Origin of the sequence: Paraburkholderia sediminicola (assembly GCF_046026675.1) — a bacterium.
In the GTDB taxonomy this organism is placed as follows: domain Bacteria; phylum Pseudomonadota; class Gammaproteobacteria; order Burkholderiales; family Burkholderiaceae; genus Paraburkholderia; species Paraburkholderia sediminicola_F.
On the sequence record NZ_JAQQEY010000001.1, the window covers coordinates 1,463,968 to 1,489,797 of the forward strand.

Here is a 25,830-nt window from a genome sequence, read left to right on the forward strand (position 1 = left end):
TGCAGCAAAAACCAAAATACAGCAGGAAGCGCCCGGGCGGCGCTTAGCGGGGGACCAGAATGACCACCATCGCAATCGAGAATCCCAGCCATACGGGGGCTGCGGACGATGCGCAACTGAATGCCAGCTTCGCGCGCCAGCCGATTCTGAATCGGGACGGCATGCTATGCGGCTATGAGATCAAGGTGCGCGCACCGGAATTGCCTGCGGGCGCCGAATCCGACGCGGGCGCGGCATCGCCTGCCGATCCGGCTGCCGACGCTTTGCCGGGCCGTGCGCCCGAGCCGGCGCAGCTCGTCGCGCGAGCCGTGATTCGCGGTTTGATGCAGGGCAATGTGCGCGGTGCGCTCACCGGGCATCCCGCTTACGTCGACGTAAGCCGCGAGATGCTGTTCGACGATTCGATCCAGCATCTGCCCACTGACCGCTTCATGTTCGAATTGTCGCCGTCGATCCTGGTCGACGATGCGCTGATTGAGCGCATCGTTCAATTGCACGGCCGGCGCTATCGCTTCGTACTCGACGAAGTGACGCAGCCCGATGAAAAGTTTGCGAAGCTGCTGCCCTACGCGGAAGTCGTCAAGATCGATTTCACACGGGCGTCGAAAGCGCTGTTGCCCAAATTGACGAGCGTGCTCAAGTCCGCGGGCAAGCTGCTGATCGCGCTGGGTGTCGATGCACAGAGCGATTTCGAAGAGGCGCATGGTCTCGGTTTCGACCGCTTCCAGGGCTACTTCTTCGCGCGTGCGCAGACCTCGACGACGCGGCGTGTCAGCGCGCCGCGGCATGCATTGCTGAACCTGCTGCAACTGCTGTCGGGCGACCCGACCGTCGCGCAACTCGAAGCCGAACTCAAGCTGAATCCGGTGCTGGTCATGCACCTGATGAAGCTCGCGAATTCGAGCGGCCTCGCCGTCGGCCACAAGGTCACGACGCTGCGCGAAGCGATCAATGCGACCGGCACGAACCGGATCGCACGCTGGACGCAATTGCTGTTGTACGCGGACGGCCGCAAGGTTGCGCTAGAGGATGATCCTCTGCTGCAACTCGCGGCGACCCGGGCGCGCTTCATGGAGCTGGCGATCGAGCGCTTGCCCGAAGCGGGGCGTGACGAAGCTGACGCGGCGTTTCTGACCGGCGTGTTTTCGTTTGTCGATGCGGTGTTCGGCGGCTCGCTCGAAAGCACGCTGAATGTGCTGACGCTATCGCGGCCGATTCAGGCGGGCATTCTGCATCGGCAGGGCGTGCTGGGATTGTTGCTGACCGCGGTCGAAGAGCTCGAGCGCGGGGCGTGGGATGAACTCGATGCCTTGTGCGCGCGCTTGCAGCCGTTGACGGTGGAAGAGATCGCGCTGCTGGGGTTGGCGGCGGGGGCGTGGGCCGGCGTTGCGGATCGGAGTGCGGAGGGGTTGGAGCGGATTGAGGATTGAGGGGGAGGCGTCGGTTGGCGAGTTGCTGGCTGATGTGCGTTGAACTCCGGGTGGGAATGTGGCGGCGCGGATTGATGTGGTCTTCCCTGAATGTCGATTGATAGGTGCAGGCAATTCATTGCATTGCAAAACGGCGAAGCACGGCTTCGCCGTTTTGCGTTTACGGCGTGCCATGCCTTGAACGAGCACCAGGCTGAAGGTTGAGCCAATCACTTTCCTTGAATTCTGACGACGCGGTCAGAAGGGGCCGATAGCGCATTTTGGCTAGGTGGGATAGATTCGCTGCCGATTCTTTCGGTGTGAAAGGATTGGTTGCTGGTCTAACGGCACCACCGATCATCGTCGATCGTTCTGGCAAAGTTCGCCGGGGCTTTCAGCATTTGCAATTCAGAGACCGACCCGCTGCGATTCTCGTCGGTCGTGCGGACTTTGAATGTCGGGCAGAGAACTGGTGTGATGTGAGCCACGGTAGACGAGTTTCTCCTAGGTATAGCTCTCGTACCGTCTCGTATTGCAAGGTTTAGAAAATATCCAGCGGCGGATAGGGCTTCTCCAGAACTATCGCCAGGCGAAGGAGGCGTAATGGATTTTATTGTTTGGTTCTTCCTCGACGTACTCTGTTGGGGTGTCGGGGCCTTCGGGTTGAAGGTTTTATCTTTTGGAAGACTAAGAGTTTCGAAGTTGGAGCCGGAATGGGTTGCCGGATTTGGAGCTGTCGCTATAACTGTTACGTTTGCTTTGATGATTTACATGATCAAAAAGGGGCTTTGATCTGCGAATCGCAAGTCGCGTCAAATGTCGGGTAGAGCAGCGCGGATGTCTTGAGCGATCAAATCTGGTAATAAAAATCTTAATCTGCTCTATCCTTTCTAAGGCAAATTTAGAGAACGTGCGGTTGTCGATAAATGATGAAGGATGTCGCAAATTCCCGTCAGAGAGTCGACGATACTGTTTTTGATTTGGGAATTTTCCTCGCTCCATCGAGAAAAATCTCATGGTGCGACTCGGGGTCAGACCGGTACATTCGCTCGGTAGGTTAGTTCCTTTCCAAGCGGAAGGGCAATGGTGGCGACATGACTTTTGTGCCAGATTTTTTGCATTGGCAGGCTGAGTCACGTCCGGATTTTAGTGAGGCGAATAGGAGAGTATGCGGTGGTGAAAAAGATTACATATGCAGGGCTTCTTTTCGCAGTTGTTGCTGCCGGCTGGGCTGTGATATTCGCTCGTAGTCCAGGACAGATATTTCCGGGAGAGATGGCCTGGGTATTCTATCTTGTTGCAATCCCTGTATTTGCACAGTGCGGAATATTCGTGGAGAAGTCGTTTCGGAGTGCTTTTTGGAAAGATGGAATCCCAGTTTCGCCGATTTTGGAGAAAAAATGGAGTGATCAGTACTTTGTCATCCGAGGAATTTGCGGGCAGAACAGAAAGTTTGGGACAGTGACAACCTCATCTGAAAATTATAAGTATGAATCGTTGTACAACTTGTCGTGCAGCGGTATTTCGGCAGTTGTGATGTCAAAAACTATAAAAATTGGAAAGGTGCTGATTGCTGCGGTAGTTGTATTCGTTGTTATAAAAATTATTGCGTCGCCAGTTATTCAGAGCGGAGCCTTAACAGTCAAAGGTGAACTGGCAACAAGTTGGCCGTTAGTCTGGTTTGTGGTTGGGAGTCTGCAGTTGGCGCTATTTATGTGCACAACGCTTATTTTATATTGGATGTTTTCGAAAATCACTTGTTTAATTCGGGGTGAAGAATGAGTGTGTTCACGATCGTAACTAATACAGGGATTGTTGTAATTGAAGTCGCGCCCTCCCTAGGGCGGCGTTTACTCGACAATCTTATCCGCAACACCGACGCAGGGGCGAACCTGTACGGCCAGGCTCTGGGAAAGGCGAGTGACGCGACATCATTGTATGACATGGTAAATTCGGTTACTGCTGGCCTAATGGGTGGCGACGTAAGCAACAGTATTAAGTCGGTGGGAGGATTCGCATTCGGAGTCGCGACGGGCGCTGCAACTCAGGCAGCGGTGAATGTTGTACTTGGTGGATTGGCTGGTGGCGCGCTGGTGACAAATCCCGCCGGATGGGCAGTGCTGGCCGGTGCAGGGGCAGGCATATTAGTTGGGTACTACGCGGACCAGTACTATAAAAATAACTATGACGCAGCCATGCAGGAGGCGGGTGAACTTGCTCAGAAGATCAACGATGCTATTTTCGGTGACGGTGACGGTGACGGTGACGGTGACGGTGATGATTCCGCGGAAGATGGCAAGCTAAAGACATACGACCCCACGGGTGCGTACGATCCTTCGAAGAGTAATGGAAGCCCGGGCGGGGGTCTCCCGTTCGATCTTGGCCGCAATATTCACGATTTTTTTAAATGGCTCTCGCAGTCATTGAATCTTGTCGATCCCCTCATCCTGGACATCGACGGCGACGGTATCCACACGACTAACCCAGACAATTCCAACGCCTACTTCGATTTCGATGGCAGCGGCAGCCGTACTCATACCGGCTGGATCAGCACGGGTGACGGTTTCCTCGTCCTCGACCGTAACCACAACGGAACGATTGACTCTGGCGCAGAACTGTTCAGTAATTTCACCCCGCTCGCAAACGGCACGCTTGCCGCGAACGGCTTCGACGCACTCCGCGAGTTCGACCTGAACAGAGACGGTGTCATCGACCGCAACGACGCCATCTGGTCGTCGCTGAGAATCTGGCGCGATGCCAACGGCGACGGCACTTCACAATCTGGTGAACTGCTCAGCCTCGACGAACTCGGCATTGTCTCGATCAATCTGAGTAAAGACGCCACCATTCGCACGCTTGAAAACGGCAACATGGTGCGAGGTTCCGGCTCGTTCGTGCAAATGGTAGATGGTGTTCCCGTCGAGCGGGACATGCAGGAAATCTGGTTCGGCCAGGACACGCTGCACCAGCGGTTCGACACGGCCATCCCGCTGCGTGACGACGTCATCGCAATGCCATACGTACAAGGCGCCGGTAATGTGCGAGATCTGTGGCAGGCCGCCAGCCTGGATACACCCGAAGGCACCGCATTACGCACACTGCTCGACCAGATCACGCAGGCAAAATCGGCAGCCACGCAACAGGCGCTGATCGAGCCGTTGCTGAAGGCCTGGGCGACAACGTCGAGTATGACGACGTCGCAATTGCTGAAGGATGCAGGTAAACGGACTATTACCGGCTATGCCAGCGACGCCGACTGGATCGGTCGCCTTACCGTACTGGAAAAAATGTCGGGCACGATGCTGGGCGCCAATGGCAACGGAGCGGTGATCCTATCGGGCACACGCGGCCAGTACGTGTCGAGAGCATGGTCGACACTGGTTGAGTCAGTCTATAGGGCCGTCGCAATGCAGACGGTCTGGAAGCCGTATCTCGATGCCATCGTCTACGAAGTGAACGACGCGGGGCAAGTGCAAGCAAATTTCAACGGCATGATGTCGAAGCTGAAGGCAGTGGAAAGCGTGATCGGCGCAACGGATGTCGCGTTCATACTGACCGGGCTGACGAGAGCATTTGGTGTGAACTGGTTGCAGCAAGGGTTCGACATTGGCGCGGAACTTCGCAGCTACGTCGAAGCGCACCAGAGCGACGCAATGCGCGAAGTGCTTGGTCAACTAGGCGTCGTGTTCGGCGATGGCACACTGAACGGTAAGTCCACCGGCTCGTCGGGCAGCATCCTCATCGGGTTCACCGGCAAGGACGTACTAAACGGCGGCGACGGCGACGACATCCTGCTGGGCGGCGACGGCAACGATACGCTCTACGGCGGCGCTGGCGATGACGTGCTTGATGGTGGCGCAGGTGATGACCTTTTGGTCGGCGGCACGGGTAGCGACACCTATCTGTTTGGACGGCGCTCGGGTAACGACACGATCGAGGAGGTGTATGACCTGTACGGCAACGATACCGATGTAGTTCTATTCGATGCGGATATCCGCCCGCAGGATGTCACGGTGCGCCGCGACGGTCAGGGTTATGACTTGCTGCTGACTATCTCGGGTTCGAACAACGTGCTGCGCGTCAAGAGTCAGTTCTTCCAGTCTGGCGGCAGTTCGGTTTTCGGCTACGGCATCGAACAGTTCAAATTTGCGGATGGCACGATCTGGACCAAGCAGGACGTCGCTCTGATGGCATTGCAGGGCACGCCGGGCAACGACGTTCTGGTTGGCTACAACGGCGACGACGTGCTCGATGGCGGCGCAGGCAACGACTTGCTGATCGGCGGCGCAGGCAGTGACACGTATCTGTTCGGCCGGCACTCCGGCAACGATACGATCGAGGAAGCGTATGACCCGAACGGCAAGGACACTGACGTCGTGCTGTTTGACGCCGACATCCGTCCGGAAGACGTCACCGCGCGTCGCGACGGTCAGGGTTATGACCTGTTGCTGACCATCTCGGGTTCAAACAACGTGCTACGCGTCAAGAGTCAGTTCTTCCAGTCTGGCGGCAGTTCGGTTTTCGGCTACGGCATCGAACAGTTCAAATTCGCGGACGGCACGATCTGGACCAAGCAGGACGTCGCTCTGATGGCATTGCAGGGCACGCCGGGCAACGACGTTCTGGTTGGCTACAACGGCGACGACGTGCTCGATGGCGGCGCAGGCAACGATTTGCTGATCGGCGGCGCAGGCAGCGACACGTATCTGTTCGGCCGGCACTCCGGCAACGATACGATCGAGGAAGCGTATGACCCGAACGGCAAGGACACTGACGTCGTGCTGTTTGACGCCGACATCCGTCCGGAAGACGTCACCGCGCGTCGCGACGGTCAGGGTTATGACCTGTTGCTGACCATCTCGGGTTCAAACAACGTGCTACGCGTCAAGAGTCAGTTCTTCCAGTCTGGCGGCAGTTCGGTTTTCGGCTACGGCATCGAACAGTTCAAATTCGCGGACGGCACGATCTGGACCAAGCAGGACGTCGCTCTGATGGCATTGCAGGGCACGCCGGGCAACGACGTTCTGGTTGGCTACAACGGCGACGACGTGCTCGATGGCGGCGCAGGCAACGATTTGCTGATCGGCGGCGCAGGCAGCGACACGTATCTGTTCGGCCGCCACTCCGGCAACGATACGATCGAAGAAGCGTACGACCCGAACGGCAAGGATACCGACGTCGTGCTGTTCGACGCGGATATCAAGCCCGGCGACGTCACCGTGCGTCGCGACGGTAACAGTTCGGACCTTCTGGTCACGCTGTCGGGTTCTGACAATGTACTGCGAATCAAGATGCAGTTCTACGAGAGCGGTTCGACGTTGCCATACGGAATAGAACAATTCCGCTTCGCCGACGGCACGACATGGGACAAGGCTACGATCAACGCGAAAGCGATCGCGGCGCAGCCCAAGCTCATGTCGGCGATGCGAGTTTTCGAGCCCGAAGCATCCGTCTCGTCGGAAGCATCGGCGTACATCGAAAGCAAACTGGATCTGCTAATCCAGACAATGGCGAGCATCGCGCCGCCGTCGTTATCCGACCCGGCATGGCAGCAAGGCGCAACGCAAGTGCTGACACCGCCGGTAGCAGTGAACTGTTTCTAGTTCGTTTCGCCATCGTTAGGTCGCGCGACGCTTATGTCGTGCGACCTGCTTATCCGTAGCCGCAGCACGCAGAAAGCAATACCCCAATGCAACCCGATGCCGTCCCGACTACCCCGCATAGCGAATATACGCAGCAGTCTCCGCTCAATTCCGACGCTCTCTCTATCGACCCCGGCATCTTCTGCCTCGTCATGTTGGCCCGCTTTCACGGCATCGCGGCGGATCCGGATCAACTGGCGCACGAATTCAAGCCCGGGGTAGCGCCTTTCAATACAACACAACTCCTGCTTGCCGCAAAATCGCTCGGACTTAACGCGAAACACACAAAAGTCCGCTGGGATCGTTTGGATCGGCTCGCACTGCCTGCTGTCGCCATCGACCGGGCAGGCAACTTTTTCGTTATCGGTCGCATAGAAAAGAACAAGGCGGTGATCCAGCGCCCCGATGCTGCACAACCGGCCTCTATCGAGATTGAACGATTGAAACAGGATTGGCCCGGGGAAGTGATCCTGTTTGCCTCACGCGCGTCGATGCTCGGCGAGATGACGAAGTTCGACTTCACCTGGTTTATTCCGGCGTTAATCAAGTACAGGCGTCTTCTGTGCGAGGTGCTTGTTGTCTCGTTCTTTATCCAGGTCCTGGCTCTGATCACGCCGCTGTTCTTTCAGGTCGTGATGGACAAGGTACTGGTCCATCGCGGGTTGACCACACTTGACGTGATCGCCGTCGGACTCACGATCGTCGTGCTATTCGATGTGGCGCTCAATGCGCTGCGCAGCTACGTGTTCGCGCACACCACGAGCCGGATCGACGTCGAACTTGGTGCGAGCCTGTTCCGCCATCTGCTCAAATTGCCGTTGGCGTATTTCCAGGCACGACGCGTCGGCGATTCAGTCGCGCGCGTTCGCGAGTTGGAGAACATTCGCGCGTTTCTGACCGGTAACGCAATCACGCTTGTGATGGATCTGTTGTTCTCATTCGTCTTCATCGCAGTGATGCTGTTTTACAGTGGTTGGCTCACGCTGATCGTGCTTGTCTCACTACCGTGCTATGTCCTGCTCTCGGTAGTTTGCACGCCAGTGCTCCGCCGGCGATTGAATGAGAAATTTGCTCGCAGTGCGGAAAATCAGTCGTTTCTCGTCGAAACGATCAGCGGTATCGACACAGTCAAATCGATGGCGGTTGAGCCGCAGTGGACGCGTCAATGGGACAACCAGCTTGCAGCCTATATCGGTGCGACTTTTCGCGCGTCGACTGTCGGCATTTGGGCGAGCGGTGGTGTCAGCCTCGTGAACAAGCTCGTCACTGTCGCACTAATGTGGGTCGGGGCGCGGCTTGTGATCGACAGCAAACTCACGGTCGGTGAGTTGATCGCATTCAACATGCTGGCCGGTCAGGTGGCGGGGCCGATCATGCGGCTCGCCCAGTTGTGGGCCGATTTCCAGCAAACGGGGATTTCAGTTGCGCGTCTGGGCGACATTTTGAACAGCCGCACGGAAGCGGCCGGTGCGAAAAGTGCGCTGCCTGCCGTCAAAGGTCGTATCGAACTGGAGGATGTCGTGTTTCGCTATCGGGCAGACGGCCCGGCTATTCTCAGCGGTGTGAACCTGTCGATCGCAGCGGGCGAGGTGATCGGTATCGTCGGGCAGTCGGGGTCGGGCAAGAGCACGCTGACCAGGCTGGTGCAGCGGCTCTATACGCCGGAGGGTGGTCGTATCACGATCGACGGGCAAGACCTCGCGTTGATCGACACGACTTCGTTGAGGCGCCAGGTCGGCGTTGTATCCCAGGAGAACATACTATTCAGCAGAAGCATTCGCGACAACATCGCGCTGACCGATCCAGGTGCGCCGCTCGATGCGGTGATACATGCCGCAAAGCTGGCCGGCGCGCATGAGTTTATTGTTGGCTTGCCGGAAGGATATGACACACCGGTCGGTGAACATGGCTCGACGCTCTCGGGCGGCCAGCGGCAGCGCATCGCCATTGCCCGGGCGCTGATGCATGAGCCGCGCATTCTGATCTTCGACGAAGCGACCAGCGCGCTCGATTACGAGTCGGAGCGCATCGTACAGGACAACATGCGGGCAATTTGCCGGGGACGGACGGTGCTGGTGATTGCACACCGCTTGTCGGCTGTGCGGCGGGCAGATCGGATCATCGTGATGGAGCGCGGCGCGATCATCGAGCAAGGTCCACACGACGTGCTGGTCGCGGCAAAAGGCGCCTACGCGAAGCTTTGGAATCTGCAGGCGGGCGTATGACAGTCCGTGCTCTGCTCTGGCTAGGGGCAACCCGGGATCTGGCGCGCCACTATCAGAAAGTGTGGCGTGCGGCATGGCAGGCCCGCGAGCGGAACGCCCCGCAGTGGTCAGCCGACGAATCTGAATTTCTCCCTGCCGCACTGGAATTGCAACGTCGGCCCGTTTCGCCGTTGCCGCGCGTTGCGATGGCGGCAATCGTCTCTCTACTGTTGATTGCCTTGCTTTGGGCGGTCTTCGGCAAGATCGATATTGTCGCAACCGCACAGGGAAAGATCGTGCCGGATGGCCACGCGAAGATCATCCAGTCGATAGAAACCGCGAAAGTTACCGCGATATATGCCAGCGATGGCAAGCTCGTAAAAGCCGGTGATGTGCTGCTCGAACTGGACTCGACGGCATCGTCGGCGGATCGATTGCGTTTGCGCGATGACTGGGCTGAAAGTTGGCTTGGCGCGGCGCGAGCGCGCGCGTTGCTCAACGGTATCGATAGCGGCATAGCTCAGCGCATCGATATTTCAGCCAGCATGGATGTGCCGGCCGGCATGATGCCAACAGCGGCGCGGGTCGAGCAGGAGCAGCGTTTCCTCGATGTTGAACTGGCCGAGTTTCGTTCCAGGCTTGCGCGTCTCGATGCGGAAATCGCGCGCAATGCCGCCGAGCTTCAAACAGTGGGTTCGGCAATCCGCAGGTTGCAAAGCACGCTGCCAATCGCGCGAAGCAGAGAGGCCGATTTCGACGAACTGGCGGCTAAGAATTACGTGTCCCGTCACGAATATCTCGACAAGCAGCAAGTCCGTATCGAGCAGGAAGGGGAGTTGGCGGCACAAAAAAGCCGTATCGGCGAAATTGGGGCGGCGATCTTGAGTGCGCGGCGCCAGCGCGAAGAACTAGTCGCTTCGACGCGCCGTGCGACGCTCGAAAATCTGGGCACCGCGACGCAAAAGGCGGCCGAGCTTCGCCAGGAATACATCAAGGCGGATGCGCACGATCGCCTTATGACACTCAAAGCGCCGGTGGACGGCGCCGTGCAGCAACTCGCGGTGCATACGGTCGGTGGTGTCGTGACGGCCGCTCAACCTTTGATGGTCATTGTTCCAGGCGAACGCCCTGCCGAAATTGAAGCGTTTCTGGAGAACAAGGACATCGGCTTTGTTGCTGTAGGACAACCTGCCGCCGCGAAGATCGAGACCTTTCTCTATACCCGCTACGGCACGCTGCCAGCCGAGGTGGTTAGCGTGTCGCACGACGCGATTGAGGACGAAAAGCGCGGCTTGATCTATGCTGTACGGCTCAAACTGAGTCAGTCGAGCATGATGATCGATGGTCAGCGTGTAGCGCTTAGTCCGGGCATGGCGGCGAGTGTTGAGATCAAAACGGGTAAGCGCCGATTGATCGAGTATTTTTTGAGCCCGCTACTGACGCGGGTTGACGAGAGTTTGCATGAGCGCTGATTTCGCTTGCCTCGCACTCGGCAAGAGATTTGCCGTGCGCAACGTCTTTGCCATTGTCGCCGCGCTCTCGTCAACTTGCTCGTTTGCGCAATCTGTCACAAACGATTTTGATCCGCTGCGCACGCAGCGCGAAATTATTGCGCCAGTCACGGCGCGCGTGCCGGAAGCGGTCGGCGTGGCACCTTGCGAGTTCGATTTGCCGGGCTCGGCGTTGCGGCTGGACGATGTGGCGACGCGCGCATTGTGCCGCAATCCGCTTACTCGCCGGGCGTGGGCGAGCGCGCAGGTACAGGCTGCGCGCCTGGGCGAGGCGAAGGCTGCGCAATGGCCGACCTTGTCAGGCGTTGTGAGCGGTTCGCTCAACCGTGGCAGTACGGCTTCGGCGAACGCGTGGGCATCGCAGGAGACGTACAACGGTCCCACCCGGGCGGCCGAATTGGCGCTCGAATGGGTGGTGTTCGATTTTGGGGCGCGTTCGGCGGAGGTCAGGAAAGCGCGTGAATTGATGATCGCGGCAAACCAGTCGTTCAATGCCGTCGTGCTCGATGTGCTGTATACGAGCGCCCGGGATTATTTCGCTGCCGTAACCGCGCGGGCGCAAGCCGAAGCAGCGCGAGAAGCGGAATCCAACGCCGCGCAAAGTCTTGCGGCTGCACGTGCCCGGATGCGTTCAGGGGTCGCGTCGATCGCTGACGAGTTGCAGGCACGCACGGCACATGGCCAGGCAATGTTGAGTGTTGTTAAGGCGAATAGCGGATTGCACGAAGCAATTGGCACGCTGGCGATCGACATGGGCCTGAGTCCGGACGTACCGATTGAACTGGCAACGGTGCCGACTACCATGCAGCGGGCCGAGCCGCAATTGGACGCCATAAAAACGCTGCTGGATCAGGCGCTCGAAGATCATCCGCGTTTGCTGGCGGCTCGTGCCGAGTTGCACGCCACCGAGGCCTCAATCGATAGCTCGCGTTCGCAAGCGTTGCCGAGCGTTCGTCTCCAGGCCGGGTTGTCTGGCAGTAACCGGCCCGCGGCTACGATCGGCAATGCAGGCGGAGGATCTTCGACGTCGCGCAGCAGTTACGTCGGTATCCGGGTCACGATCCCATTCTTCGAGGGTTTCGGATCGACTTACCGGATTCGCGAGGCAAGGGCGCAAGCTGAACTTCAGGAGGCGAACGTCGCCGAAACCGAGCAGCAGGTTGCATTGAATGTCTGGAAAAGCTACGAGGCGGTGCGGGCGGGTGCGCAGTCCATGCTCCAGACGCAAGCCTTGCAGGAAAACGCGGGCCTGGCTTTCGATGCGGCGCAGGCGCGCTACAAAGCCGGCGTGGCAGGCATTATCGAACTGCTGCACGCCCAAGACGCGCTGATCGCCGCTAACCACCAACGCATCGCAACCCAATCCGACTGGTTCGTTGCTCGCCTGAGTCTGGCGGCGAGTCTCGGCAAACTTGACTTAGGGCAAACACAAAACAGGTGAGAGTGAAGCACCGTGATCAACGATCACGCCACGTCTTCACATCATCTCCATTGCCTGCATCTGCCCCAGGCCAAAAAAACGTCCTAACTCCTTGGCTAACTCATTCAACGCGCTCATTTCCTTCTGGGATATTCGGCGTGGCTCCTGCGTATGAGACCAGTCGCCATATAGCAGCGCCACCGTCTGATCGGTGTCGTCGACTACCGGCAGCAGCACGAAAGCACGGGCGTCGTCGAACGAACGGCGGAACCACTCCGGAAGCCGCGCGACCATCTTTGGGTCACGTGCGTTCTCGATGAAAATACCGACCGAGTTCGCGATCGCGAGATGAAACACGTCGGGCTCGAAGGCGGTGTTGAACGATAGCTTCGGCAGCGCCGCATCGATCTTCGGACCGAGTCCGAGGCGCGCCTTGAAGGTGCCGTTGCTGTGTTTGACGAACACCACCGTGCGCGCAAAACCGAGCGCCGCCAGCACGGTTTCCGCGGCCAGCGCGAGGGCCGGCGCGAGCGCGCTGCCATCGGGCAGGCCGCGCAGATCGCCAACTCCAGCCGCGATGCGCGCTTCCGGATCGAGTGCCTCGCGCGCGATCGCGTCCGCATTGGCGCGCAACTCGACGATCTCGCGCATCACGCCGTCGCCACCTTCTTCACGGGCGAGCGCGATGCTCATTCCATGCAGCACGTCCGGATCGGTATTCAGTGCGTGGCTGTATTCCTGCGCCAGTTCGGCGATGCGTTCTTCGCGCTCCCAGTCCGGCATGTTCTGCTGGGTCAGCACGTCGGCGACCGCCGTCGAATAGTTGGTGATGGCGCGCAGCCACTGCACCTGGCGCGGCTGTTCGACGTCCAGCGGATCGAATTCGCCCATGCCGGAGCGGATCATGTCCGGCAGGCGCCAGCGCACTGCGGCTTCGGCGCCGATTTCGTCGAACGTGACGCCGAGCACCAGCACGCAGGCATCGGCTTCGAGGGTGCCGTCTTCGATATGCCGGCGGATCTGATCCCATTCGGCGTCGAGATAAAACACCACCAGCAGCTTGCCGATCTGCCGCATCAGCGTGCAGACCACGGCTTCTTCGCCGGCACGCAGATCGCCGCGCTCGGTCAGCTTGCGCGCGACGCAGCCCGACAGCAGTGTGCGGTTCAATTCGAGTTTCGCGTCGATGCGGCGCGGCGCGCTGTGATGAAAGTGATCGACGATTTTCAGGCCGACCACCAGATGGCCGACCGCGTCCATGCCGAGCACCATCAGCGCGCGCGACACGGTGGTGATGTTGCCGCCAAACGCCATGTACATGGCCGAGTTGGCCAGACGCAGCACTTTTTGCGTCAACGCGAAATCCGACAACACGACCTGCACGAGGCCGGTGAAGTCGAGGTCGTCGTTATTCATCGCCGCCATGGTGGTGCGCAACGACTGCGACAGCATGGGGAAATCGCCGCGCTCGCTCATTCGCGTCCAGAGCCGGTCGAGCACCGCCGCCTTTACCATGTGAGTCCCGCCAAAGCCATACATGTTCCAATGAGTGCCACACCGGCACGAGGCCGGCATCTTCCGCAGCGCACGAAGTTTACCCGCGTCATTATGCGGTGTGCAGATGAAGCGTGCGCGCTTCGAAACGTTGTGCAAGTTCGTCGGACGGCAACGCCTTGCAGACGAGCCATCCCTGAATATGGTCGCATCCCATCTCGGTGAGCAGGCTGCGCTGTGCTTCCGTTTCGACGCCCTCGGCAACGAGCTCGAGATCGAGCGTTTGTGCAAGCCCGACGACTGCGCTAACGATTGCCTGATCGTTCCGGGAGGTTAGCAGATTCTCGACAAAACTCCGGTCGATCTTGAGCTTGGCCAGGGGGAATCGTTGCAGGTAAGCCAGACTCGAATAGCCCGTGCCGAAATCGTCGACGGCAAAGCGGATGCCCATCGCCGTCAGTTCTTCGAGCAGACCCTTGGCATGCGCCGGGTCGTGCATCAGCAGGCTTTCGGTGATCTCGAACACGAGGCGGCGCGGATCGATGCCCGTCAACTCGATCGCTTCGCGCACACTGTCCTTGAAACGCGGATCGCGGAACTGCTGCGGCGACACGTTGACGGCGACGTATTGCAACGAGATGCCCCGCGCGTCCCATTGGATCAACTGCATGCAGGCGACCTTCAACACCCAGTTGCCGAGGAAGTTGATCAGGCCGATCGATTCCGCGAGCGGAATGAACATCGAAGGAGGAACGAGGCCGTGCACGGGGTGCGACCAGCGGATCAAGGCTTCGACGCCGACCACGCCGTGCGTGCGGCTGCTCGTGATCGGCTGGAAGTGCAGCGAGAACTCGCCGTTGCGCACGCCGTCGTAAAGATCGGCCTCCAGCTTCAGGCGCTCGGCGTCGGCGGGGTTGTCGTCCGGTACGTAGAAGGCGAGCGTGTTGCCGCCGGCCGCCTTCGCCTGCAGCAAGGCGTGGTCGGCCCAGCGAAGCAGGTGAGTGTCGTGGGCGGCGTCGTCGTTCGCGTGACGCACGTCGGGGTAGAGCGCAATGCCGATGCTCGCCGACAAGTGCACCTGCTGGCCGTTGAAGACGTACGGTTGCTGGATCGCGGTCAGCAGGCGGCGCGCCAGCGCTTCGGCCGCGGCGGCCGCGTCGGTGCGGCTCGCGGCGGGCTTCACGAGGATCGCGAATTCGTCGCTGGCGACACGCGCCACCGTCTCGTTCGGGCTCGTCATGTTCAATAGACGCCGCGCCGTGTCGCGCAACATCTCGTCGCCGGCATCGTAGCCGAGCGCGCGGTTCACGCGCTGATAGTCGTCGAGGTCGAGCAGCAGTAGCGCGGCTGGCGTGCCGTGGGCGTCGGCCTGCTGCTGCGCGTCGAGCAGCGCGGGGATCAGCGCCGGCTGATTGGCCAGGTTGGTCAGGCGGTCCAGGTGCAGCGCCTGGGTCAGGCGTTCCTCGGTGGCGCGCCAGGCCGACACGTCGAAGCCGGCGATCGCATAGCCTTCGACACCGTCATGCATGCTGCGTACTACGCGCAGTTCGACGGTGATCGGGTAGGTCAGTGACTTGATGAGGCCGAGTGTGGCCTTTTCGACGTTACCCGTGGCGGTGGCGCGCGTCAGCAGCGCATCGAGGCGCGGCACGTCGGCAGGCGCCACGAGATCGTGCAGCGTGATGGTCTCGAGATACTCACGGTGATAACCAATGAAGCGCAGGCTCGCGTCGGAAACATAGAGGAAGCGCAGGCCCTCGTCGATGTGCGCCAGCAGGTCGACGGCGCCGACCACCTGTTCCAGTTGCGCAGTGCGGCTGGCGCCGGCCTGCGGTTTGCCGGGGGCGTGCCGGCCGAACGCACGAAACCGGTCGATGACCGTGCGCAAGGAGCCCCGGCGGGGCGCGGTGATCCTGTTCGCTTCCATGTTTGTCGCTGGCAACCTGTGTTCGTCTGCAGGCGGGGCGGCATACTGCCCGCCGTATTCGGGCGGTTGAGAGGTATCAGGCCGCCCCATCAGAACAAGATAACGACCCCCGGCGGGAAATCTTTAGCGCCTGCTGCAAAAAACAAATGGTAAGGAAGTGGTGGCGGGGCCCGGCGGCGTCGCGAGGACGATTCAGTTAAAGTGGACTGGCTTCGTTTCCGTTAATACGTCAAACCTGCTGCGCAGCGCCGGCGATGACGTCGCTACGTAGCTTTCCGAACACTTGCACCGATGATCCATGTCTGAACGTCACTTTGTCAGGGCCACCCCCCGGCACATCGAGGTGCTTGAACATGGTGCCGAGGACGCCGACCCAGCGTCCTCGGCACAGTTCGTTTATCTGGGACGCCAGCCGATTCTCGATCGTGGCGGCGCGCTCAATGCTTACGAATTATTGTTTCGATCCAGCGCGCATAACTATGCCGAGGTCAGCGACGACGCCCAGGCGACGGCGCAGGTCGTGGCTCGCGCGATCGGCGGGATCGGCGTGGCGGCCGTGTTGGGGCAACACCGCGGCTTCGTCAATATCGACCGCGCGCTGCTCTTTAACGACATCGTCCATCTGATGCCGCCCGAGCGCTTCGTGCTCGAGATCCTCGAAACCGTCAAGTTCGATGCGCACCTGGCCCGCCGGCTGACCGAATTGCGCCGCGCCGGCTTCCAGGTGGCGCTCGACGACGTCAGCGAACTGTCGGATGAGCTGCTCGCCGCGCTGCCGCACGCCGACATTGTCAAGATCGACTTCCTGCTGACCGAGCGGTCCGCGCTGGCCAAACTGGCGTCGACGGTCCGCAGCCACGGCAAGACACTGATCGCCGAGAAGGTCGAGACGCGCGAAGACTTTTTGCTGGCTCGCGACCTCGGCTTCGATCTGTTCCAGGGATACTTCTTCGCGCGGCCGCAGGTGCTGGCCGCGCCGCGCAACCGCTCGCCGCGCCCCGGCCTGCTGCGCTTGCTGGCGCTGTTGTCGCGCGATGCCGGGATTGTCGAGCTCGAAGCGGAGCTCAAGCAGAACCCGAGCGTGGTGGTGCAACTGCTGCGCCTCGTCAATTCGAGCGCATTCGGGCTGGGGCGCAATATTGCCTCGCTGCGCGAGGCCATCATCGCCACCGGCACGCGGCAGATTGCGCGCTGGGCGCAGCTGCTGCTGTACGCGGACAGCGGCGATCTGCCGTGGCGCGCCGATCCGCTGGTGCAACTGGCCGGCACGCGCTCACGCTTCATGGAATTGGCTGCGGGCTGGCTGCGCCCGTCCGATGACGATTTTGCCGACGCTGCTTTCATGACCGGCATTTTCTCTCTGGTCCACGTGGTGCTTGGCAGTTCCCCCGCGGCTGTCCTCGAGAAGCTCGGCCTTGCCCCGCAGATTCGCGAAGCGATCATCACGCGCGGCGGTGCGCTCGGCACCTTGTTGCGGATTGCCGAGGCGGCCGGCGAGGGCGCCGATGCCGCGCTGATCGCAGCCGGACCCGATGCGCCGCCCGGCTTCGCGGCGTTTACGCCCGAAGTGCTGGCGGAGCTGAACCTGTCCGCTGCGGCGTGGTTCGGCGCGCATATCGAAGAAGCTGCCTGATGCATCCGTCGAGCAGGTTCTGACGTACCTTGTCTGTACGTGTTCCAATAGCGTATTGAGGTTGCCGAGGTTCGGCTGAACGCCGTGACCTTCGGCTTATTGCACTGACTGCGTGCATTAACGTTTCGAGGGGACTGCAGATGAAGAGAAAACTCATTCCGATGACGCTGGCGGCTGTCTTGTCGGTGGGATTCGCGATGCATTCGCTGACGGCTTCAGCCACGCTCAAGCCGGGCGATGTCGCGCCGGCGTTTACCGCAGATGCTTCGCTGGGCGGCAAGACCTACACGTATTCGCTTGCCGACGAATTGAAGAAAGGGCCGGTGGTGCTGTATTTCTATCCGGCGGCCTTCACGAGGGGCTGCACGATCGAAGCCCACGAGTTTGCCGAAGCGGTCGACGAGTACAAGAAATATGGCGCGACGGTGATTGGCGTATCGCACGACAATATCGACACCTTGACGAAGTTTTCGGTGAGCGAATGCCGCAGCAAATTCCCGGTGGCGGCCGATGCCGATTCGAAGGTGATCGGCGCCTACGACGCCGGCCTGCCGATGCATAGCTCGATGGCCAATCGTGTGTCGTACGTGATTGCGCCGGACGGCAAGATTATTTACGAGTACACGAGCCTGTCGCCGGAGAAGCACGTCGAGAATACGCTGAAGGCGGTGAAGGATTGGGCGGCGGCGCATAAGCAGCCGTAACAGTTGGGCTTCGCGCGGCGGCGCGTTTTTCGCAATGGTTTTTTGCCATGAGGATTGGGCGTTGGCCGTGCTAGCCTGAGATTTTTTGCCGGGTGGGCTTGCGATGCCGATTATTGTTGCGTTGATTGCGCTGGTCGCTGTGGTGTATGGCGCTGTGCGGGGGTTTTATGCCTTGCAGGCGGCTTTTGGATTGGCCGTTGCGGTTGGGGTTGCTGTTCTTGTTGGTTTGCTTTTGATTGCTGCGGTTGTTTATTGGTGGCGCCGCCGGAAGGAAGTCGCTCCTAATATTCGCGATGGCGATTGGACTCATGAGCTTACGGGTACCTGGGGTTCGGTACGGCTTGCTGCTGGTAAGCGGTTCTGTGAGGTTCGCCTTGGCGGCGAGATGGGAGCTTATATTTTTGCTGATCTGCTTGGGGCTGAGGTGCAACGCCATGATGCTCAATGGCAGGTCGCTTTGATGGTCAAAGACGCTAAGCATCAGGTTTGGGTTTTGCCCATGGCGGGCGAGCGGCAGGCTAAACAGTGGCGGCGGATTTTTTTGCTTGCTGTTGGGCAGAGGCTTTGAATTTTTTTTGCCTTTTGCGGCGGCATTGGCAGGGTTCTTATGGCGTTGGGCTTTCCTTGATCTGGCTTTGGTGCCTTTCCTTGAATTGTTAGTGGTCTATTAGCGTTGCCCCTGTGCGGGGCGGCACCTACTTTTCTTTGCATGCCGCAAAGAAAAGTAGGCAAAAGAAAGCGGCTCAAACCGCTACTGCTAAGTGGGCACCGTGGTCTACTGCGGGTAGTGGTGCATCTGGAATCTGGGTTCGTGCCCCTGCATACGCCAGTGACAAGGGAGTCATACTTCCGGCGGCGCTGCGCGCGCCGAAGAGCAGTTCATAAAACCACCCGCTATGTTTTGGCGCCCATGCCTCGCCGCCGGACCGTGGCTCGTCGTTGCACCGTCACCGCCGCGGTCGTGATTGGAACGGCAACGGCCTACCGAGTACCGCAGCCGCCTACCGCCGCAACTGTGATCGGGACCGGGACGGTGATTGCAGCACACCGATATACCATTTTGAAGTGGGGGTTCCCGGGTGGGAGCAGAGGCGCGTCGCCGAGGCGAAGCCGACGGCCCCCACGGCGCGCAACCGAAGCCCGTGGTTTCCCATGCAGACCCGTCCGCGACGCACGTAGTGCGGAGTGGGAGCTGATGAATCCTTTGTCACTAGCGCGGAATGTGGGAGAACACGGATTCCAGATGCACCACTACCCGCTGCAGGCCACGGTGCCCGCTTAGCATTAGCGGTTTGAGCCGCTTTCTTTTGCCTACTTTTCTTTGCGGCATGCAAAGAAAAGTAGGTGCCCCCCGCACAGGGGGAACGCTAATAGACCACTAGCAAAACAAGGAAAGGCCAACGCCCTAAGAACACGGACAATGCCGCCGCAAAAGGCAAAAACCTCAAGAAGGCGCTATCCCCGCTCTACGACCTTTCCTGGACTCCCACCGCACCCGAATCCGATCCATATAGAGATAAACCACGGGAGTGGTATACAGCGTCAGCATCTGACTAACAATCAACCCACCCACAATAGCAATCCCCAGCGGAGCCCGAAGCTCCGCCCCTTCACCACTTCCAAAGGCCAGCGGCAACGCCCCAAGCAGCGCAGCACAAGTAGTCATCATGATCGGCCGAAACCGCAACATACAAGCCTGAAAAATCGCATCCTGCGACGACAACCCCTGCCGGGAGGCCTCAATAGCAAAGTCCACCATCATGATCGCGTTTTTCTTCACGATGCCGATCAGCAAGATCACCCCGATCAACGCAATGATGCTGAACTCTGTCTTGAACAGCAGCAAAGCCAGCAACGCCCCCACGCCCGCGGAGGGCAGGGTGGACAAAATCGTCAGCGGGTGGATATAGCTCTCATACAACATCCCAAGCACGATATACACCGCCGCCAACGCGGCCAGAATCAGGATCGGCTGGTCGGACATCGATTGCTGAAACGCCTGGGCCGTCCCCTGGAAGCTGCCGTGGATCGTCCCCGGCATGCCGATCTGCGCCATCGTGTCGTAGATCGCCTGCGTCGCCGTCGATAACGACACGCCCGGCGGCAGATTGAACGAAATCGTCGAGGCCACGAACTGGCTCTGGTGATTCACCGACAACGGCGTGCTCCCCGGTCCGAAGCTCGCGATCGCCGACAACGGCACCATCGTTTCCTTCGACGTCGACACAGCCGCGCCCGACGAAGCACTCGATTTGCCGCTCGCCGCGATCGAATTGATCGCCTGGTTGCGTGCGGAGTCGGCAGCGATGCTCGCCACACTCGACGCAGTCGTGCCCGCCGTGCCGCCAGTCGTCGCGCTCGTGCTCGCCGTAGTCGTTGCCTGCGTGGTCACCGTGCCGGCCGGCGCGTTGGTGGTCTGCGCGCCGCTCGCGCTGCCGCCCGAGGTGCTGACGTAAATCTGCTTCAGCATGTCCGGGCTTTGCCAGTACTTCGGCGCCACTTCCATCACGACGTGATACTGGTTCAGCGGGTTGTAAATCGTCGAGACCTGGCGCTGACCGAACGCGTCGTACAAGGTGTTATCGATCTGCGCCGGCTTGATGCCGAGGCGCGAGGCCGTTGCGCGGTCGATCGTCACCATCGCCTCGAGACCACCTTGCTGCTGGTCGGAATTCACGTCCGCGAGTTCGGGGCGCGCCTGCAACGCCTCAGTGAGCTTCGGTCCCCACAGATACAGATCGGGCGTCGAATCGGCCAGCAGCGTGAACTGATACTGCGCGTTCGATTGCCGGCCGCCTACGCGAATGTCCTGCACCGCTTGCAGGAAAGTCCGCGCGCCGGCCACGTCGCCGAGCGGGGCGCGCAGTTGCTGGATCACCTGGTCGGCGGAGAGCTTGCGCTCGCTCTTCGGCTTCAGCGAAACGAACATGAACCCGGAGTTGGTCTGCCGGCCGCCGGTGAAACCCGCCACGCTGTCCACCGCGGGGTTCTTGCCGACGATTTCCATCATCTCCGCGAACTTGCCCTTCATCGCCTGGAACGAGGTGCTCTGGTCGGCCTGGATGCCGCCGATCAGCCGGCCCGTGTCCTGCTGCGGAAAGAAGCCCTTCGGCACGATGATGTACAGCCAGATGTTCAGTCCAATGGTCGCGAGCAGAATCATCACGATCAGACGCGGATGCCGTAGCGCCCAGCCAAGAGTGCGCTCATAGCCGCGATGCATCGACATGAAGCCGCGTTCGAGCCAGAGGCCGAAACGTCCTTCTTCCTTTTTCTCATGCGGCTCGCGCAGGAGGCGCGAACACATCATCGGCGTCAAGGTGAGCGAGACGATCAGCGACACGCCGATCGCGAGCGACAGCGTCAACGCGAACTCGCGGAACAGCCGGCCGACAATGCCGCCCATCAGCAGAATCGGCAGGAACACGGCGACCAGCGAGATACTGATCGACAGCACCGTGAAGCCGACTTCGCGCGCGCCGAGGAACGCGGCCTTCATGCGCGGCACGCCATTCTCGATATGCCGGGAGATGTTCTCCAGCACCACGATCGCGTCGTCGACCACGAAGCCGGTCGCGATCGTCAACGCCATCAGCGACAGGTTGTCGATCGAAAAGCCCAGCATATACATCGCGCCGAACGTGCCGATAATCGAGATCGGTACCGCCACGCTCGGAATCAGCGTGGCGCGCCAGTTGCGCAGGAACAGGAACACCACCATCACCACCAGCGCCACTGCGATCATCAGCGTGCGCTCGGTGTCTTTCAGCGACGCGCGGATCGTCGTAGAGCGGTCGGCGGCCGGCGCGATGTCGACGTCGGCGGGCAGCGACGCGTGCAACTGCGGTAACATCCCCATCACGCGGTCGATGGTGTCGATGATGTTCGCGCCGGGTTGGCGGTACAGGATCACCAGCACCGAACGCTTGCCGTTGAAGAGGCCCAGGTTGCGCAGGTCTTCGACCGAATCGACCACTTCCGCGACGTCGGACAGCTTCACCGCCGCGCCATTACGGTACGCGATGACCAGGTCCTTATACTGCGACGCCTTGCTCGCCTGATCGTTGGTATAGATCTGCACACGGTTCGGGCCGAATTCGATCGAGCCTTTCGGGCTGTTCGCATTGGCCGCGGCGAGCGCCGCGCGCACGTCTTCGAGACCGATGCCGTAGTGGGACAGGGCATTCGGTTCCAGTTCGACACGCACAGCCGGATTCGCTGAACCGCTCACATCGACTTCGCCGACGCCATCCACCTGGGAGAGCGACTGCTGCAACACGGTGGCCGCGGAGTCGTACAACTGGCCGGCGGTCAGCGTCTTCGACGTGAGCGCGAGAATCAGGATCGGCGCGTCGGCCGGATTCACCTTGTGGTACGTCGGGTTGCTGCGCAGGCTAGCCGGCAGATCGGCGCGCGCGGCGTTGATGGCTGCTTGCACGTCGCGCGCGGCGCCGTCAATGTCGCGATTCAGACCGAACTGCAGCGTAATGCGCGTCGAGCCGACCGAACTCTGCGAGGTCATTTCGGTGACGTCGGCGATCGAGCCGAGATGCCGCTCGAGCGGACTCGCGACGCTGGTCGCGACCGTGTCCGGGCTTGCGCCCGGCAGCGTCGCCTGCACCGAAATGGTCGGGAAATCGACCTGTGGCAGCGGCGCGACCGGCAGCTTGGTGAACGCGAAAATGCCGGCCAGCGCGATGCCGATCGCCAGCAGCGTGGTGGCGACCGGGCGGGAAATAAACGGACGCGACAGGTTCATCGCTCAGGTCCCTGCATCGGTGGCGGGTGGCACAGGCTTGCCGCGATTGAAGCGCTCACGCGTGCGGCGGGCGAGTGAGTCGAAGGCGAGATAGATCACCGGCGTCGTAAATAGCGTGAGCAACTGGCTGACGATCAAACCGCCGGCAATCGCGATACCGAGCGGGCGGCGCAATTCCGAGCCGGCGCCGGTGCCGAGCATCAGCGGCAGGGCGCCGAGCAGGGCGGCGAGCGTCGTCATCAGGATCGGCCGGAAACGCAGCAGACACGCCTGGTAGATGGCTTCGCGCGGCGGCTTGCCTTCCTCGCGCTCGGCGTAGAGCGCGAAGTCGATCATCATGATGGCGTTCTTCTTCACGATACCGATCAGCAGCACGATACCGATGATGCCGATGATGTCGAGATCGTGCCCGGTGATTAGCAGCGCGAGCAGCGCGCCGACACCGGCCGACGGCAGCGTCGAAAGAATCGTGATCGGGTGGATGAAGCTCTCGTACAGTACGCCGAGCACGATATACATCGTGACGATTGCCGCCAGAATCAGGAACAGTTCGTTCGACAGCGACGCCTGGAACGCCAGCGCTGCGCCCTGGAAGCGCGTCTGGAACGACGCGGGCAGCCCGATATCCTTCTCCGCCTGATCGATCGCTTTCACTGCCGCGCCGAGCGACGAGCCGGGCGCGAGGTTGAACGAAACGGTGGTGGCCGGAAACTGGCTCAGGTGCGTGACGAGCAGCGGCGCGGGTTTCTCGATGAACTTCGCGATCGACGAGAGCGGCACCTGGCCGCCCGACGAGGTGGAAGAGGGCAGATAGATCGAGTTCAGCGACTCGGTGTAATGCTGCATCTGCGGCTGCGCTTCCAGAATCACGCGGTACTGGTTCGATTGCGTGAAGATGGTCGAGATGATGCGCTGGCCGAATGCGTCATACAGCGCACTATCCACGGTAGCCGGCGTGATGCCGTAACGCGACGCCGTGGCGCGGTCGATTTCGATGTAGACCGACTGGCCGTTGTCCTGCAGGTCGGTGGCCACGTCCGCCAGTTCCGGCGACTGCTTCAGCCGCTCGACCAGCTTCGGCACCCACGTGGTGAATTCGCTGATGTTCGGGTCGGTCAGCATGAACTGATACTGCGTCGGGCTGACCGTGGAATCGATCGTCAGATCCTGCACCGGCTGCATGTACAGCGAGGCGCCCGGAATATGCGCGACGTCCTGTTGCAACTGGCGGATCACGTCGCTCGCGGTGTTGCTGCGGTCGTCGCGCGGCTTCAGGTTGATCAGCATGCGCCCGCTGTTCAACGTGATGTTGCTGCCGTCCACGCCGATGAACGAAGTGAGGCTTTCCACGTCCGGGTTCTTCAGGATCTGCGCCGCGAGTTCCTGCTGACGCTCGGCCATCGACGCATACGACACGGACTGCGGCGCCTGCGTGATCGCCTGGATCACGCCGGTGTCCTGCACCGGGAAGAAGCCCTTCGGAATGAACACGTACAGCACACCGGTTAGCACCAGCGTGAGCACCGCGACGAACAGGGTGGAACGTTGCCGGTTCAGCACCCAGGTAAGCGCGACCGCGTAGCGGGCGATCACCCAGTCAATCGCGTTGTGGGCCTTTGCTTCGAAACGGTGGCTTTCATGCGGCGGCGAGTGGCGCAGGAGCTTCGCGCACATCATCGGCACGAGCGTGAGGGAGACGATCGCCGAAATCACGATTGTCACGGCCAGCGTAATCGCGAATTCGTGGAACAGGCGTCCAACCACGTCGCCCATGAAGAGCAGCGGAATCAGCACGGCGATCAGCGAAACCGTCAGCGAAATGATCGTGAAGCCGATCTGTTTCGAGCCCTTCAGCGCGGCTTCCAGTGGCGATTCGCCTTCTTCGACATAGCGTGCGATGTTCTCGATCATCACGATCGCATCGTCTACCACGAAGCCGGTCGCGATGGTCAACGCCATCAGCGACAGGTTATCCAGCGAGAACCCGCATAGGTACATTACCGCGAGCGTGCCGATCAGCGAGAGCGGCACCGACAGACTCGGAATGATGGTCGCGTAGACGTTGGCGAGGAAAAGATACATCACCAGCACCACCAGCACGACCGACATCAGCAATTCGAACTGCACGTCGCGCACGGAAGCGCGGATCGTGGTGGTGCGGTCGGTGACGATCTCCACGTTGAGCGCGGCGGGCAGTGACTGTTGCAGTTGCGGCAGCAGCGCCTTGATGCTGTCGACCACCTGGATCACGTTCGCGCCCGGCTGACGCTGCACGTTCAGGATGATCGCCGGCGTGTTGTTGACCCACGCGCCGAGCTTGGTGTTCTCCGCGCCCTGCACGATGGTGGCGACGTCCGTCAGCATGACTGGGCGGCCGCCCTTGTACGCGACCACGGCGCTCTTGTAGGCGTCGGCGTCGGTCAGCTGATCGTTCGCGTTGATCGTGTAGTTGCGCGTCGGGCCGTCGAAGTTACCCTTCGGCGTGTTGACGTTCAGGTTTGAAATCGTGGTGCGCAAGTCGTCCAGATTCAGACCGTATGCGGCGAGCGCGCGTGGGTTTGCCTGAATCCGCACGGCCGGGCGTTGGCCACCTGACAGGCTCACCAGACCCACACCCGCCACCTGCGAGATTTTCTGCGCGAGACGCGTGTCGGCCAGATCCTGCACCTGGGTCAGCGGCATCGTCTTCGACGTGATCGCGAGCGTGATGATCGGCGCGTCGGCAGGATTGACCTTCGCGTAGATCGGCGGCGCGGGCAGGTCGGAGGGCAGCAGGTTGCCGGCGGCGTTAATTGCTGCCTGGACTTCCTGCTCGGCGATGTCGAGCGGCAGATCGAGGCTGAACTGCAGCGTGATGATCGACGAGCCGGCCGAGCTTTGCGACGACATCTGATTCAACGACGGCATCTGCCCGAACTGACGTTCGAGCGGCGCGGTAACCGACGAGGTCATCACGTCCGGGCTCGCGCCCGGATAGAAGGTCTGCACCTGGATCGTCGGATAGTCGACCTCGGGCAGCGCGGAGAGCGGCAGAAAGCGCAGCGCGACGAGACCGACCAGCATGATCGCCGCCATCAGCAGCGCGGTGCCGACGGGGCGCAGAATAAAGGCGCGGGATGGATTCATG

Annotated in this window: 14 protein-coding genes; 10 read left to right on the forward strand and 4 right to left on the reverse strand. The window is 60.5% G+C overall.

All coding sequences use genetic code 11. From position 1 onward, the window contains the following. Positions 1-59 precede the first annotated feature (59 nt). The 7 genes from PQQ86_RS06320 (at position 60) to PQQ86_RS06350 (ending at position 12,207) form a co-directional block, all read left to right on the forward strand. On the forward strand, positions 60-1,430 hold the full coding sequence (locus PQQ86_RS06320) for an EAL and HDOD domain-containing protein (RefSeq protein ID WP_408265391.1): 1,371 nt from the start codon (positions 60-62) through the stop codon (positions 1,428-1,430). Positions 1,431-2,012: 582 nt separating this feature from the next. Further along, on the forward strand, positions 2,013-2,201 hold the full coding sequence (locus PQQ86_RS06325; protein WP_408265392.1) for a hypothetical protein: 189 nt from the start codon (positions 2,013-2,015) through the stop codon (positions 2,199-2,201). A gap of 384 nt (positions 2,202-2,585) precedes the next feature. Continuing rightward, positions 2,586-3,191, forward strand: a complete 606-nt coding sequence (locus PQQ86_RS06330) for a hypothetical protein (RefSeq protein WP_408265393.1) — start codon at positions 2,586-2,588, stop codon at positions 3,189-3,191. A 311-nt stretch (positions 3,192-3,502) separates the two neighbouring features. Continuing rightward, complete coding sequence (locus tag PQQ86_RS06335; RefSeq protein WP_408265394.1) at positions 3,503-7,012, forward strand: SPM autocatalytic domain-containing protein; 3,510 nt, start codon at positions 3,503-3,505, stop codon at positions 7,010-7,012. An 86-nt stretch (positions 7,013-7,098) separates the two neighbouring features. After that, a complete protein-coding gene (locus tag PQQ86_RS06340; protein ID WP_408265395.1) occupies positions 7,099-9,276 on the forward strand; it encodes a type I secretion system permease/ATPase in 2,178 nt (725 codons plus the stop codon). Next, positions 9,273-10,727 carry an HlyD family type I secretion periplasmic adaptor subunit gene (locus tag PQQ86_RS06345; RefSeq protein ID WP_408270126.1) on the forward strand — a complete coding sequence of 485 codons (1,455 nt, stop codon included), beginning with the start codon at positions 9,273-9,275 and terminating at the stop codon, positions 10,725-10,727. The genes PQQ86_RS06340 and PQQ86_RS06345 overlap by 4 nt, the downstream gene beginning before the upstream one ends. Beyond that, positions 10,717-12,207, forward strand: a complete 1,491-nt coding sequence (locus PQQ86_RS06350; protein ID WP_408265396.1) for a TolC family protein — start codon at positions 10,717-10,719, stop codon at positions 12,205-12,207. Before PQQ86_RS06345 ends, PQQ86_RS06350 begins: the two co-directional genes overlap by 11 nt. 36 nt (positions 12,208-12,243) lie before the next feature. Here the strand turns inward: PQQ86_RS06350 and PQQ86_RS06355 are convergent, their stop codons facing one another. Both PQQ86_RS06355 and PQQ86_RS06360 read right to left on the reverse strand, forming a co-directional pair. Further along, entirely contained in the window at positions 12,244-13,701 is a 1,458-nt protein-coding gene (locus PQQ86_RS06355) for an HDOD domain-containing protein (RefSeq protein WP_408265397.1), read from the reverse strand. Between the two features lie 91 nt (positions 13,702-13,792). After that, a complete protein-coding gene (locus tag PQQ86_RS06360; protein WP_408265399.1) occupies positions 13,793-15,607 on the reverse strand; it encodes a putative bifunctional diguanylate cyclase/phosphodiesterase in 1,815 nt (604 codons plus the stop codon). 298 nt (positions 15,608-15,905) lie between these two features. Here PQQ86_RS06360 and PQQ86_RS06365 point away from each other — a divergent pair, with 298 nt between their 5' ends. From PQQ86_RS06365 to PQQ86_RS06375, 3 genes are all read left to right on the forward strand, one after another. Then, complete coding sequence (locus PQQ86_RS06365; protein ID WP_408265400.1) at positions 15,906-17,240, forward strand: EAL and HDOD domain-containing protein; 1,335 nt, start codon at positions 15,906-15,908, stop codon at positions 17,238-17,240. Positions 17,241-17,380: 140 nt separating this feature from the next. Continuing rightward, positions 17,381-17,944, forward strand: a complete 564-nt coding sequence (locus tag PQQ86_RS06370; protein WP_408265401.1) for a peroxiredoxin — start codon at positions 17,381-17,383, stop codon at positions 17,942-17,944. Positions 17,945-18,047: 103 nt separating this feature from the next. Beyond that, a complete protein-coding gene (locus PQQ86_RS06375; protein WP_408265402.1) occupies positions 18,048-18,512 on the forward strand; it encodes a hypothetical protein in 465 nt (154 codons plus the stop codon). Positions 18,513-19,388: 876 nt separating this feature from the next. On the opposite strand, the gene PQQ86_RS06380 is transcribed toward PQQ86_RS06375, so the two are convergent. Both PQQ86_RS06380 and PQQ86_RS06385 read right to left on the reverse strand, forming a co-directional pair. Next, the gene (locus PQQ86_RS06380) at positions 19,389-22,703 is read right to left on the reverse strand and encodes an efflux RND transporter permease subunit (RefSeq protein WP_408265403.1); all 3,315 of its coding nucleotides are present in this window, start codon (positions 22,701-22,703) and stop codon (positions 19,389-19,391) included. 3 nt (positions 22,704-22,706) lie between these two features. Further along, on the reverse strand, positions 22,707-25,829 hold the full coding sequence (locus PQQ86_RS06385; RefSeq protein ID WP_408265404.1) for an MdtB/MuxB family multidrug efflux RND transporter permease subunit: 3,123 nt from the start codon (positions 25,827-25,829) through the stop codon (positions 22,707-22,709). Position 25,830: the final 1 nt, after the last annotated feature.